At 61.6% G+C, this 12122-nt stretch carries 11 protein-coding genes; 5 read left to right on the plus strand and 6 right to left on the minus strand.

The features are described 5' to 3' along the window. Positions 1 to 13 precede the first annotated feature (13 nt). The gene (locus RAC79_RS08710; protein WP_174039948.1) at positions 14 to 949 is read left to right on the plus strand and encodes an ABC transporter substrate-binding protein; all 936 of its coding nucleotides are present in this window, start codon (positions 14 to 16) and stop codon (positions 947 to 949) included. Between the two features lie 65 nt (positions 950 to 1014). On the opposite strand, the gene RAC79_RS08715 is transcribed toward RAC79_RS08710, so the two are convergent. Then, on the minus strand, positions 1015 to 1938 hold the full coding sequence (locus RAC79_RS08715) for a LysR substrate-binding domain-containing protein (RefSeq protein ID WP_174039947.1): 924 nt from the start codon (positions 1936 to 1938) through the stop codon (positions 1015 to 1017). A 113-nt stretch (positions 1939 to 2051) separates the two neighbouring features. Here RAC79_RS08715 and RAC79_RS08720 point away from each other — a divergent pair, with 113 nt between their 5' ends. The 3 genes from RAC79_RS08720 to RAC79_RS08730 are packed head-to-tail and all read left to right on the plus strand — an operon-like array spanning position 2052 to position 4868. Further along, the gene (locus RAC79_RS08720; RefSeq protein WP_065657183.1) at positions 2052 to 2363 is read left to right on the plus strand and encodes a (2Fe-2S)-binding protein; all 312 of its coding nucleotides are present in this window, start codon (positions 2052 to 2054) and stop codon (positions 2361 to 2363) included. Then, positions 2342 to 3724: an NAD(P)/FAD-dependent oxidoreductase gene (locus RAC79_RS08725; protein ID WP_174039946.1), complete on the plus strand. Its 1383-nt coding sequence runs from the start codon at positions 2342 to 2344 to the stop codon at positions 3722 to 3724. The genes RAC79_RS08720 and RAC79_RS08725 overlap by 22 nt, the downstream gene beginning before the upstream one ends. Beyond that, a complete protein-coding gene (locus RAC79_RS08730) occupies positions 3717 to 4868 on the plus strand; it encodes an FAD-binding oxidoreductase (RefSeq protein WP_174039945.1) in 1152 nt (383 codons plus the stop codon). Before RAC79_RS08725 ends, RAC79_RS08730 begins: the two co-directional genes overlap by 8 nt. Positions 4869 to 4875: 7 nt before the next feature. Here the strand turns inward: RAC79_RS08730 and RAC79_RS08735 are convergent, their stop codons facing one another. Beyond that, positions 4876 to 6201 (minus strand): FAD-binding oxidoreductase, encoded by a 1326-nt coding sequence (locus RAC79_RS08735; RefSeq protein ID WP_174039944.1) that lies wholly within the window; start codon positions 6199 to 6201, stop codon positions 4876 to 4878. Positions 6202 to 6431: 230 nt separating this feature from the next. Here RAC79_RS08735 and RAC79_RS08740 point away from each other — a divergent pair, with 230 nt between their 5' ends. Then, positions 6432 to 6908 carry an Lrp/AsnC family transcriptional regulator gene (locus RAC79_RS08740; protein WP_003506856.1) on the plus strand — a complete coding sequence of 159 codons (477 nt, stop codon included), beginning with the start codon at positions 6432 to 6434 and terminating at the stop codon, positions 6906 to 6908. A 42-nt stretch (positions 6909 to 6950) separates the two neighbouring features. Here RAC79_RS08740 and RAC79_RS08745 read toward each other — a convergent pair whose 3' ends face one another. The 4 genes from RAC79_RS08745 to RAC79_RS08760 all read right to left on the minus strand — a co-directional run bounded on the left by RAC79_RS08745 (position 6951) and on the right by RAC79_RS08760 (position 12110). Then, a complete protein-coding gene (locus RAC79_RS08745; protein ID WP_142844669.1) occupies positions 6951 to 8606 on the minus strand; it encodes an ABC transporter ATP-binding protein in 1656 nt (551 codons plus the stop codon). Next, on the minus strand, positions 8606 to 9457 hold the full coding sequence (locus tag RAC79_RS08750; RefSeq protein ID WP_059753371.1) for an ABC transporter permease: 852 nt from the start codon (positions 9455 to 9457) through the stop codon (positions 8606 to 8608). Before RAC79_RS08750 ends, RAC79_RS08745 begins: the two co-directional genes overlap by 1 nt. Beyond that, a complete protein-coding gene (locus RAC79_RS08755; protein WP_003524664.1) occupies positions 9457 to 10407 on the minus strand; it encodes an ABC transporter permease in 951 nt (316 codons plus the stop codon). Before RAC79_RS08755 ends, RAC79_RS08750 begins: the two co-directional genes overlap by 1 nt. 92 nt (positions 10408 to 10499) lie before the next feature. Beyond that, positions 10500 to 12110, minus strand: a complete 1611-nt coding sequence (locus RAC79_RS08760; protein WP_142844668.1) for an ABC transporter substrate-binding protein — start codon at positions 12108 to 12110, stop codon at positions 10500 to 10502. Positions 12111 to 12122: the final 12 nt, after the last annotated feature.

Consider the following 12122-nt stretch of genomic DNA (forward strand, 5'->3'; position numbering starts at 1 on the left):
TCGGGAAACCACAATGACCTTCACCTCTCGTCTCGCCACGGCCACGCTTGGCGCCTTTCTCTCAATCGCCGGTTTTGCATCGGCTTCGGCAACGGATGTTTTCGACCTGTCGCCGGATCAGCCCGGCCGCATCCGGGTTGAAAAAGACCCCGGCGCGATTGCCGCCGTTCCGAAGGATTTCAAATTCGTCACGCCGGGCAAACTCACCGTCGCGGTCGCACCCGGCGGACCGCCGCTCGCGACCTATGCGACGGATGCAAAAACGGTGGTCGGCGCAGATCCCGATTACGCCCTTGTGGTGGCCGACAGCCTCGGCTTGGAGCTGGAACTGGTGGCGGTTGCCTGGGCTGACTGGCCGCTGGGGCTTGCCTCCGGCAAATACGATGCGGTGATCTCGAATGTGGGCGTTACCGAGCAGCGCAAGGAGAAGTTCGATTTCTCCACCTATCGTCAGGGCCTGCACGGATTTTTCGTCAAGGCAGACAGCGGCATAACCGCCATCCGCGAGCCGAAGGACGCGGCCGGCCTGAGGATCATCGTCGGCGCCGGCACCAATCAGGAGCGTATTCTGCTGAAATGGAGCGACGAAAACGTCGCCGCCGGACTGAAGCCGATCGAGCTGCAATATTACGATGATGAAGCGACCCGGCTTGTGGCGCTTTCAGCGGGGCGGGCGGATGTGATCGTCCAGCCGCATGCGCAGCTGGTCTTCATCGCCGCGCGTGACAAGACCATCAAGCGTGTCGGCACCCTTTCCGCCGGCTGGCCGGAGCGGTCCGATGTCGCCATCACCACCCGCAAGGGATCGGGACTGGCCGATGCGCTGACGCTTGCCACCAACGACCTGATCAAGAGCGGCGCTTACGCGAAGATTCTGGATCGCTGGCAGCTATCGGAAGAAGCCCTGCCGGAATCGCGGACCAACCCTCCCGGCCTGCCGAAAAGCTGACCGGTCGAACACATGCGGCGGACTGCAATACCCGCAGGCTCAGGCCTTGCGGGTATTGCAGTCCGTCAATTCTGGGCGGGAAGGGCGCGAAAGAGCTTTCGCAATTCACCGACGAAGGGTTTGAAGAAACGCGAGAGCGGCCGGGCCGTGTTGGTGGAAACGGCGACATTCATCGTTACGTCAGGCATGAATGGGCGCACCGTCACCCCCTCGAAACTGTTCCAGCGCACCAAGCCATCGACAAGGGCGATGCCGATGCCGCCGCGTACCAGCGGTACGGCGCCGACCGATGAGGTGACCTGCACCGAAACGTCGCGCACAAGCCCGTCGCGTTCGAAGACCTCGTTCAGCTGCGGGCCGATCTCGTCCGCATGGTTGCCATAGGAAATCAGCGGTCTGCCGGCGAGGTCGCGGGGCGTGACCGTCATCATTTCGGCGAGAGCATCATCATGCCGCATTACTGCCACGACCGGCACGGAGGCGAGGATTTCGCTGCGCACCGTCGGCGCCTGAATGGTGGAAAGCGTTACCGCAAAATCGATGTCGCCCAGCAGCAATTGTTCGGCAATCTCTTTTTTGGGCAGGGCGTTGAGGTGGATTTTGACGGTCGGATGCGCTTGCCGGAATGCCAGCAGCGCCTCGGGTAGCACGGAATAGGTGACCGGCAGGCTGGCGCCGATGCGCAGAAGGCCAAGCTTGCGCTCGCTAATCGTGCGCGTCAGTTTTTTCAGAACTTCAAGTTCGCGAAAAACCCGGTCGGCATCCTCATAGATCAGATGCGCTTCCATCGTCGGCACCAGCCGCCCGCCAATGCGCTCGAACAGCTTGTAACCCAGTTGGCTTTCCAGATGGTGCAGCACCTTGCTGACGCCGGGCTGGGAAACGGCAAGCGAATTGGCGGCCGCCGTCACGGAGCCGTCGCGCATGATGGCGCGGAAAATTTCAAGCTGTCGGGCGTTCATGGAAACCTCCAGCGTCATCTCTTCCATAACCCAGGGTTCTGTTCAAGCGACCATTTGCGATTGGCGGGAAACCTTCTGCCGTGGAAATCTGTGAGGGTGCAGGAGAGGTGCCTGCGAAGATTTCGGGAAAGGAAACGCGGATGCTGGCCAGATTCAGGCGCATCGCCGAAGAGCGACGCGCGGCTTGCCCCGTCCTGATCGACGGCATGCCGGTAGAGGCGCTGGAGGGAGACACAGTGCTGACGGCGCTGATGCTCTCGCGCGGCTTTGCCCGTTTGTCCGAGTTCGCCGATGGCGAGCGGGCGGGGTTCTGCCTGATGGGCGCCTGTCAGGATTGCTTGGTCTGGACGGGTGAAGGTGAGCGGCTGCGTGCGTGTTCCACCGCCGTACTCCCGGGCATGGATATCAGAACCGAGGTTCCGGAGGGGTTATGGCCGATTTGCGCGTCGTGATCGTGGGCGCCGGCCCCGCCGGTACGCGTGCCGCCGAGGCGTTGGTGCGGGCGGGGCTCCGCCCCGTCGTCATCGATGAGGGAGATCGCAGCGGCGGCCAGATCTATCGCCGCCAGCCGCAAAATTTCCGGCGTTCCTATGCGGCCCTTTACGGCACGGAAGCGGGCAAGGCGAAGGCCTTGCACGAGGCATTCGATGGGCTTTCGGGCCATATCGATTACCGGCCGCAGACCCTGGCATGGGCAATCCGCGACAATCGCATTCATATTCAGCGCGCCGAGACAGCCGAAGCTCTCAATTTCGATGCCCTTATCATCGCATCGGGTGCGACCGACCGCATCATGCCTTTGCCGGGCTGGACGAGACCGGGATGTTTTTCGCTTGGCGCGGCGCAGATATCCCTGAAGGCGCAGGCCTGCGCGATAGGCCGGCGCGTGGTTTTCATGGGCACGGGACCGCTGCTTTATCTCGTGGCTTATCAATATATGAAGGCAGGCGCGGCCCCCGTGGCGGTGCTGGATACCACGCCGTTTTCCACGCAGATCAAGGGTCTGCCGGGGATGACGGCGCGGCCGTTGCAGCTCCTCAAGGGCATGCGGCTAGTTGGGGCGCTGTTGGCCGGCGGGATAAGGATCGAGCGAGGCATTGCACCGTTAGAGATTATCGGTGACGCCGAGAGCGGTGTGACCGGTATCCGCTACCGGAATGCCTCCGGTGAGGAAACGCGCCTCGCCTGCGATGCGGTCGGTATGGGTTATCATCTGCGGGCGGAAAGCCAGCTTGCCGATCTTGCCGGTTGCCGCTTCTCCTTTCATCCGACGATCCGGCAATGGTTGCCGGATGTGGACGATATGGGGCGCAGTTCGGTGCGGAATGTCTATCTGGCGGGCGATGGCGTGCGTATTCTCGGTGCAGATGGTGCGGAAGCCTCCGGCCGGCTTGCCGCCTTCGCGCTTCTTGAGGATCAGGGTTTGAAGCCACCCCGCGCGGAGATCGGCCACTGCCGGAAGCAATTGAGAGCTGCGAGGCGCTTTGCGCAGGGAATGGCCTGGGCCTTCCCCTGGCCGCACCAGTTGGCGCAGACACTTGCCGACGACACGATTATCTGCCGCTGCGAGGTGGTAACGGCGGGAGAGCTGCGCGCGAGCGTGACCGGCAAGGGTGCAACGGAAGTCAATCGCTCGAAAGCTTTCTCGCGGGCCGGCATGGGCCGGTGCCAGGGGCGGTTCTGCGGGCAGGCGGGACAGGAGATTGTCGCCGCCGCCTCTGGTCTGCCGGTCGAATCGGCGGGACGGCTGCGCGGGCAGGCGCCCGTAAAACCGCTGCCGCTGGCGATTGTGAGGGGAGACGATAATGCGTAACGCGCTTGCGGAGGCGGATGTCATTATTGTCGGCGGGGGCATTGTCGGAACGGCCACGGCGTTTTTCCTGCGGCAACGCGGCGTCAGCGTCATTCTGCTGGAGCGTTTCCTCGTCGGCCAGCAGGCGAGCGGCACCAATTTCGGCAATGTGCGCCGTCAGGGCCGTTACCTCGGGCAGCTTCCGCTCGCCAACAGATCGCGGGATATCTGGAGCCGCATCCCGCAACTGACCGGCGCGGATGTGGAATTCATGCCCGTCGGCCATATCCGGTTTCTCTGGACGGAAGAACAGATCGCCACGGTCGAGAAATACCGCGACGATGCTTCACAATATGGTCTGGAATTGCATATCCTCCCGCGCGAGGTCATCCGGCAGAAATTCCCCTTTATCGGACCGGAAGCGGTTGCCGGATCATGGTCGCCGCATGATGGTCACGCCAATCCGCGCCTCGTCGCGCCCGCCTTCGCCCGTGCGGCGCAGCGGGACGGTGCAACGATCGTGGAAAATTGCGAGGTTCTGGCCATCGAAAAGGCCGGTGAGGATTTCCGGGTGATGACGGCGGAAGGGGATTATCGCGCGCCCGTCGTGCTGGTCGCCAGCGGCGCATGGGGCGGCGGGTTTGCTGGCGCTTTGGGCGAGGCGGTACCGCTGGAGGTTGCCGGCCCGCAAATGGGCGTGACGGAACCCTTGCCATGGTTCATTCACCCGGTCGTTGGCGTTTCCACCAAAATTCCCGGCGAAGTGATCTATATGCGGCAAATCCCGCGCGGAAACGTCATTTTCGGCGGGGTGAAACGATGCGCCGCCGCGCTGGATGAACGCCGGGCGAAATACGATCCCGCCGGGCTCGATGCCCAGCTGCGTCAGCTTCTGCGGCTGGCGCCCGCTTTGCGCCATGCCCGGCTGATCCGTACCTGGTCCGGCGTGGAAGGCTACATGGCCGACGATCTGCCGGTCATGGGAGACAGTGCCGCAACCTCCGGCCTTTATTATGCCTTTGGCTTCAGCGGTCACGGTTTCCAGATCGGCCCGGGTGTCGGCGACGTGATGGCGGAGCTGATAGCGACCGGAAACACCGCGACGCCGATTGCGGATTTTCACATTGGCCGTTTCCGTCTTGGTCAGCCTGTCGCATCCCACTAAGCGATGATCAGAAATCCGCGACCTTGCCCCAGGACGAGTTCAGGAAACGGCTGGGGTGATAGGGGGCGGCATCGACGATCGGGTTCGAGCCCGTCACGATATCGGCGATCAGATGGCCGGCGCCCGGCCCTATGCCGAAACCGTGGCCGCTGAAACCGGCGGCGAGAATGAAGCCGGGCAATTCGCTGGTTTCGCCGATTGCGGGCACGCCATCGGGCGTGCTGTCGATGAAACCGGCCCAGGCGGCGGAAATCTGCGTTTTCCCGAGGGCGGGCAGAAGCTCCAGCGCCCTTCTATGGCTCTCGCGGATGGCGGCGGCGTTGGGTTTCGGATCGAGAATACGAACCCGTTCCATCGGTGTCGGGGCATCGAGCCGCCAGCGTTTCAGCGTCTCGTGGCCGCCGCGAATGCCTTCCAGCCCGCCCGGCCGCAGGCTTCGCCAGCGCTTGAGGAACATCGGGATGAATTCACGGGCAAACCGCATCTGCTGCGCCGTCGGGTCGATGCGCCCCAGCCCGCTGATGGCGAGCGTGTAGCCGCCGTCTTTTCTCTTCGTTGCCGAAACGGCGGCGGTGTGCAGCGCATCTGGCAGCCCCTCCGCACCCGGTGTGACGGAGAGGATGGAAGATCGGACGGAGGCCTGCGGGAAACGAATGCCGAGCTGCCGGCAAAAGGACGACGCCCAGGCCCCGCCGGACATGATGGCGGTTTTGGTGCGGATCGTGCCTTTTTCGGTGACGACGGCGCTGACCCGGCCGCCTTCCGTCTCAAGCCCGCGTGCGGCGCAATTCTGATGCACCGTGCCGCCCAGCTTGATGATGGCGCGCGCCACGGCGGGCGCCGCCATGGAAGGATCGGCCGTGCCGTCCGTCGGCGAAAACACGCCGCCCTTCCAGCGCTTTCCCGTGGATCGGCCGCGTTCGCTCGCCTCATCGGCGCTCAGCATATGGGTCGTCACGCCTGCGGTAATGGCAAAGTCGCGCCAGCGCGCCCAGCCGGCAAGTTCGGCCTCATTGTCGCTCAGGTAAAACAGCCCGCAGCGGCGAAAACCCGTGTCCTCGCCGCTCTCTGCGCCAAACTCTTCCCAGAGCGCCAGGCTCTTGGTGGAAATCGGCAATTCGCGGGCGTCGCGGTTCTGCTGGCGGCACCAGCCCCAGTTGCGGCTGGATTGCTCGGCCCCGATCAGGCCTTTTTCGACCAGCGCCACTTTCAGGCCGCGCCGGGCAAGATAATAGGCGGCGAAGACACCGACGATTCCACCGCCGATAATGACGGCGTCTGCGGATGTCGGCAGTTCCGGCGATGTCGTGATCTGTTGCAGCGGGGCGGGCATGGTCGGACTCCTTATATTCGTCCTAATTTACCTCAGCCGGCGTGTAAACGCTGCCAGACTGGGCCTCTTGCCGGAATCTCCTGCTGTTGGGCGAGGCCTCTGCAACTCTTTATGCTGCATCAAAAAAATATCCCCACGTCGACAGGGCTCGCCCATGTGGTAAGATTTCCTTTGCCGCGCCAGAATTTTATGCCGCGTGTTCAAAAAACAAAAAAGGGGTTCCGCACGTGATGAAACTTGACCGGATCGATATCAAGATCCTCTACGAATTGCAGAAAAACGGTCGCATCACCAATGTCGAGCTGGCGGAACTTGTCAATCTGTCGCCAAGCCCCTGCCTGATGCGGGTGAAGAAGCTGCAGGCGGAAGGTTATATCGAGGGTTATTCGGCGCAGATCAACATCAACAAGCTCGGCCAGACGCTGACGGTGTTTACGGAAATCACGCTGAAGAACCATCGCCAGATCGATTTCGCCCGCTTCCTCGGCGTTGTCGAAAAGATCGACCAGGTGGTGGAATGCCACCTTGTTTCGGGCGGTTACGATTACCTGCTGAAATTCGTCACCTCTGGCATCGTCGAATATCAGTCGATCATGGAACGACTGACCGATATGGATGTCGGCATCGACAAATATTTCAGCTTCGTGGTGCTGAAATCGCCGATCATCAAATCGCATATGCCGCTGACCAGCCTGTTTCCGCTGTGAGGTGGAGGGAGCGGCCCGTTGCCGGGCCGTATCATTTCATTCTCACCTTTTCGAAAACGCCCGCACCAGCTCCGCATCCTGCTGGAGATTGTCGAGCCATGTCGGGTCGAGTTTTGGCACGGAGGAGAACAGCAGTTTCGAATAGGGATGGGATGGCGATTTGATCGCTTCGGTTTCCAGGTGCTCCACCTTCTGCCCGCCATACATCACGACAATCTCGTCGCAGATGGTCTCCACCACCGAAAGATCGTGGCTGATGAAGATATAGGAGAGGTTCAGCTCCCGCTGCAGTTCTCCGAGAAGATCGATGATCGCGGCCGCCACCACGGTATCGAGCGCAGAGGTGATTTCATCGCAGATGATGAGCGAGGGTTCGGCGGCAAGTGCGCGGGCGAAATTGACGCGTTGCTTCTGCCCGCCGGAAAGGCCGGAAGGATGGCGGTGACGCACCGAGCGCGGCAGCTTCACCATATCGAGAAGCTCATCGATCCGGGCGTCGCGCGCCTTGCCTTTCATGCCGTGATAGAAGGTCAGCGGCCGGCCGAGAATATCCTCGATGGGTTTCGACGGGTTGAGTGCGGTATCGGCATATTGGAACACGATCTGCATCCGGCGTAGCTGGTCGCCGGTTCGACGCCGTGCATCCGCATCCAGTTCCCGGCCTTCGAAAATGACATGGCCGCCGGCCGCCGGCAGAATGCCGGCGATGGCGCGCGCCAGCGTCGATTTTCCGCAACCAGATTCGCCGATGATGCCGAGATTGCGACCGGGATAGACCGAAAGGCTGACGTTATCCACCGCACGCACCAGCGGCATCTTGTCTTCGCCCTTCGTTCCGTAACCGGCGATCAGCTTTTCGATGTCCAGCAGCGGCGTTGCCTGCTCCTGTCTGGCGGGTGTGATGACACGCGCCTTGTCATGAAAAGCCGTCAGCAGTTCCTTCGTGTATGGATGCTGGGCATTTTCGAGGATATCCGTGGTCGTACCGGTTTCTTGAACCTCGCCGCCTTTCAGCACAACGATCCGGTCGGCGATCTGGGCGACAACGGCGAGATCGTGCGAAACATAAACGCCGCCGATGCCGTTCTTGCGCATTGCCGATTTGAAGGCGCGCAGAACCTCGATCTGGGTCGTGACGTCGAGCGCGGTGGTCGGCTCGTCGAAGATCACCAGCTTCGGATTGCCGATCAGCGCCATTGCGGCGGAGAGGCGCTGAAGCTGGCCGCCTGACACCTGATGCGGGTAACGCTCGCCGATGGTCTCGGGGTTGGGCAGCGACAGCGCCTTGAAAAGTTCCACCGCCCGCGTGCGTGCTTCCTGCGGCGGCATCAAATGGTGGATGCGGGTGACTTCGATGACCTGGTCGACGATTTTCTGCGCCGGGTTGAAGGCGGCGGCGGCGCTTTGCGGCACATAGGCCACTTTTGTGCCGCGGACTTTGGCGCGTTCGACTTCGGAAAGCTGCACCATGTCCTGGCCCGCCACCTTGACGCTGCCGCCGGAAATGCGGCAGCCCGGCCGGGCATAGCCCATCAGGGTCAGCGCGATGGTAGTCTTGCCGGAACCGCTTTCGCCGATCAGCGCGACGATTTCGCCATCGGCGATGTCGATGTCCACGCCTTTGATGATGTCGATACGGCGGCCGGAATCGGTGGTGGCCTCGACTTTCAGTCCACGGATTTCAACGAGATTGCTCATTATTCGCTCCTGTCGCGGATTTTCTGCGGCAGATTGTCGATCAGCAGGTTGACGCTGATCGTCAGGCTGGCAATGGCCAGCGACGGGAAGATGACGGCGGGGGCCGCAAACGGCAGGCCGCCGATGTTCTCACGCACCAGCGCCCCCCAGTCCGCATTCGGCGGCTGCAGGCCGAGGCCGAGGAAGGAGAGGCCCGATAAAAGCAGCACGATGAACACGAAGCGCACGCCAAGATCGGCCAGGACGGGCCGGACGATGTTCGGCAGGATTTCAGAGCCGATGAGGTAGAACAGGCTTTCGCCGCGCACCCGGGCGACGGTGACGAAATCCATGGTGTTGACGTTGACGGCGAGCGCCCGGGCGAAACGATAGGCGCCCGGTGTATAGATGACCGAGAGCGTGATGATCAGCACCGGAATGGAAGAGCCGACGGCGGCGACGACCACGAGACCGAAAAGCTTGCTCGGAATGGAATTTACCGCATCGAGAAACCGGCTGAGCGCCGCATCGAACCAGCCGCCGATGACGGCGGCGCACATGCCGAGCACGACGCCGGAGGTGCAGGCGATGGTGACGGCGGCGAGCGATATACCGACCGTGAAACGCGCGCCCATGAGAATGCGGGAGAACACGTCACGGCCGAGATAATCGGAACCGAGCCAGAGATCGGAGGTCATCGGCCCGAAATAATCGAGATCGACGATCTCACCGACCGGATGCGGAATGAGATAGGGCGCGAAGATTGCGACCATGGCCCAGAAAAAAATGACGAGAAAGCCGAAAACGCCGACTGCGTTGATCTTGTAACCCAAACGCGAGGTCCCCGAAGTTGTTTTGATATTGTCGGCCATCAGCGCAGCCTCGGATTGGACATGATGGCGATGATATCCGCCGTCGTGATGAGGAGGAGATAACCGACGCAGAAGATCATCGCGCAGCTCTGGATCAGCGGCAGGTCGCGGGTTGCGACGCCATCGACCATCAGCTTGGCAATGCCGGGATAATTGAAGATTGTCTCGACGATGATGACGCCGCCGACGAGATAGGAAAGCGACAGCGCCACCGCATTGACGATGGGGCCGAGCGCATTGGGAAGCGCATGGCGAAGCACGATGCGCATGCGCGGCGCGCCCTTCAAAAGCGCCATTTCCACATAGGGCGTATCCAGCGTCTCGATGACGGCGGCGCGGCTCATGCGGATCATCTGTGCGGAAACGACGAAGGTCAGCGTGATGACCGGCATGGCATAGACCCGCAGCACATCGAAAAGCGTGTGAACCTCGCTGACCAGCGACAGCGCCGGAAGCCATTTCAGATAGACGGCGAAAAGCAGCACGGCGAGTGTGGCGATCATGAATTCCGGCACCGAGATGACGCCGATGGTCAGCACGGTTACGGCCCGGTCATAAAGCGTTCCGCGCAGCATGGCGGAGCTGATGCCGAGGGTCAGCGCCAGCGGCACGGCGATGATGGTGGTAATGCCGGCAAGCTTCATGGAGTTGACGAAGCGCGGTCCGATAAGATCGGCAATCGCCATGTTGTTGGCGTAGGACGTGCCGAGTTCACCCTGCAGCAGGCCGAGAAGCCAGCGGACGAAACGCAGGAGGGCCGGATCGTCGAGATGCATGGCGGTGCGCAGGCCGGCCACGGCCTCCGGCGTCGCCGCCTGGCCAAGCAGGATCGTCGCCGTGTCGCCGGGCAGCAGGCTGGTGGCGGAAAAGACGATAAACGACACGATAAGCAGCGTCGTCAGCATGACGACCAGCCGCCTGGCGATAAGGGATAATATCCGGCTGTTCATTCACATGCTCCTGCGACGTGCCTGATTGTGGAGGCTTTCCGCAACGACGGAAAGGCTACCGGGCGCATTTTCGCGCCCGGCCCCATGGTCTATCAGGCTTCGAGCCAGACGTATTCCGCAAAGGCATAACCCATCATGCCGCCGAGCGGATTGGCTTCCAGCCCCTTCAGCTTGGAACTGATGGCGTCGACATTCGAAATATAGGCGGGAATGATGGTGCCGGCTTCGTCGGCGATCATCGTTTCCAGTTCGAAGTAGATCTGCTTGCGCTTGTCCATATCGAGCATGCCACGTGCTTCGAGCATCAGCTTGTCGAATTTCGGCGACTTGTACTGGCTTTCGTTCCACGGTGCGTCGGAAGCATAGAGCAGCGAGAACAGGATATCCGGTGTCGGGCGCGGGTTGATGTTGCCGAAATGGACAGGCGCCTTGAGCCAGTAATTGCTCCAGTAACCGTCCGAAGGCACGCGCTGCACATCCAGTTTGACGCCGATTTCGGCGGCGGAAGCCTGGATGATCATCGCCATGTCGACGGAAGAGCTTGCCGCATCCGACGCGATGACCGGAATGGATTGGCCAATGAGGCCGGCCTTCTGGAAGTGGAACTTCGCCTTGTCAGGATCGAAGGCTTTCGGCTTGAGGTCCGGATTGTGATAGGGGCTCATCGGCGGAACCGGCTGGTCGTTGCCGACTTCGCCGAGGCCGCGCAGGGCCGCCTTGACGATCTGCTCGCGATTGACGATCGACTTCATGCCGGCGACGAAATCGGCATTGTTACCGGGCGCCTGGTCAAGACGCATGTTGAGGTTGGTGTAGTTCCCCGATGTCGTCTTGGACAGAACGACACCGTCCTGCTTGTCGAGCAGGCGAAGTGCACGCGGGTTGATGGAAGCCGCGAGCTGGATATCGCCGGAAAGAAGGGCGTTGACGCGTGCATTGTCGTCCGAAATCGCCATGAATTCGAAGCTGTCGATGTGCGGGCCGCCAGACTTCCAGTAATTGGTGTTCTTGCTCATGATCGAACGCACGCCCGGCTCGAATTTTTCGAGCTTGAAAGCGCCAGTGCCGTTGCCCTTGGAGAAATCCGTGGTGCCGTCGGCAACGATCATGAAATGGTGCAGGGCCAGAATGGATGGCAGGTCGGCATTCGCGTTCGCGAGCGTGATTTCGACTGTGCTCTTGTCAAGAGCCTTGAAGCCGGTCATCTGCGCGGCAATCTTTGCGACCTTGGAACCGACGGCCGGATCGAGATGGCGCTTCAGCGAATAAACCACGTCGTCGGCCGTCAGGGCCTTGCCGTCGTGGAAGGTGACGCCGGAACGCAGCTTCACAGTCCAGGTTTTGGCGTCCTTCGTTTCGATAGCTTCGGCCAGCTCCAGCTGTGGTGTTCCGGAAACATCGAGGAAGCTCAAACGGTTATAGAGCGCGCAGCAACGAACATAGTCCGTCGAAAGTGAGGCTTTTGCCGGATCGAGCGTATCGGCGGTGGAGGAGGACCAGCCGGCAGCTTTCAGCGTGCCGCCGGATACCGGCGTTGCGGCCACGGCATTTGAAGCGCGGCCGAGGATGGCCGAACCGGCGGAAAGGGCGACGCCGCCCGCCAGCAGCATGTGAAGCAGCTCACGCCGCGTTGCGCCGCGCCGGATCGCCTGTTCAACGGCGGCATCGTCGGAGCGGGTCCAGTTTGTAATCCTGTCACTCATGGTCTTCCCCTT

Source organism: Agrobacterium sp. LR_9 (assembly GCF_041954855.1).
GTDB classification, from domain to species: Bacteria; Pseudomonadota; Alphaproteobacteria; order Rhizobiales; family Rhizobiaceae; genus Agrobacterium; species Agrobacterium leguminum.

Excerpts from the sequence above, each read along its gene's own strand:
- RAC79_RS08710 (WP_174039948.1), top strand. The coding sequence starts at position 14 with ATGACCTTCACCTCTCGTCTCGCCACGGCCACGCTTGGCGCCTTTCTC.
- RAC79_RS08715 (WP_174039947.1), bottom strand. The coding sequence starts at position 1,938 with ATGGAAGAGATGACGCTGGAGGTTTCCATGAACGCCCGACAGCTTGAA.
- RAC79_RS08720 (WP_065657183.1), top strand. The coding sequence starts at position 2,052 with ATGCTGGCCAGATTCAGGCGCATCGCCGAAGAGCGACGCGCGGCTTGC.
- RAC79_RS08725 (WP_174039946.1), top strand. The coding sequence starts at position 2,342 with ATGGCCGATTTGCGCGTCGTGATCGTGGGCGCCGGCCCCGCCGGTACG.
- RAC79_RS08730 (WP_174039945.1), top strand. The coding sequence starts at position 3,717 with ATGCGTAACGCGCTTGCGGAGGCGGATGTCATTATTGTCGGCGGGGGC.
- RAC79_RS08735 (WP_174039944.1), bottom strand. The coding sequence starts at position 6,201 with ATGCCCGCCCCGCTGCAACAGATCACGACATCGCCGGAACTGCCGACA.
- RAC79_RS08740 (WP_003506856.1), top strand. The coding sequence starts at position 6,432 with ATGAAACTTGACCGGATCGATATCAAGATCCTCTACGAATTGCAGAAA.
- RAC79_RS08745 (WP_142844669.1), bottom strand. The coding sequence starts at position 8,606 with ATGAGCAATCTCGTTGAAATCCGTGGACTGAAAGTCGAGGCCACCACC.
- RAC79_RS08750 (WP_059753371.1), bottom strand. The coding sequence starts at position 9,457 with ATGGCCGACAATATCAAAACAACTTCGGGGACCTCGCGTTTGGGTTAC.
- RAC79_RS08755 (WP_003524664.1), bottom strand. The coding sequence starts at position 10,407 with ATGAACAGCCGGATATTATCCCTTATCGCCAGGCGGCTGGTCGTCATG.
- RAC79_RS08760 (WP_142844668.1), bottom strand. The coding sequence starts at position 12,110 with ATGAGTGACAGGATTACAAACTGGACCCGCTCCGACGATGCCGCCGTT.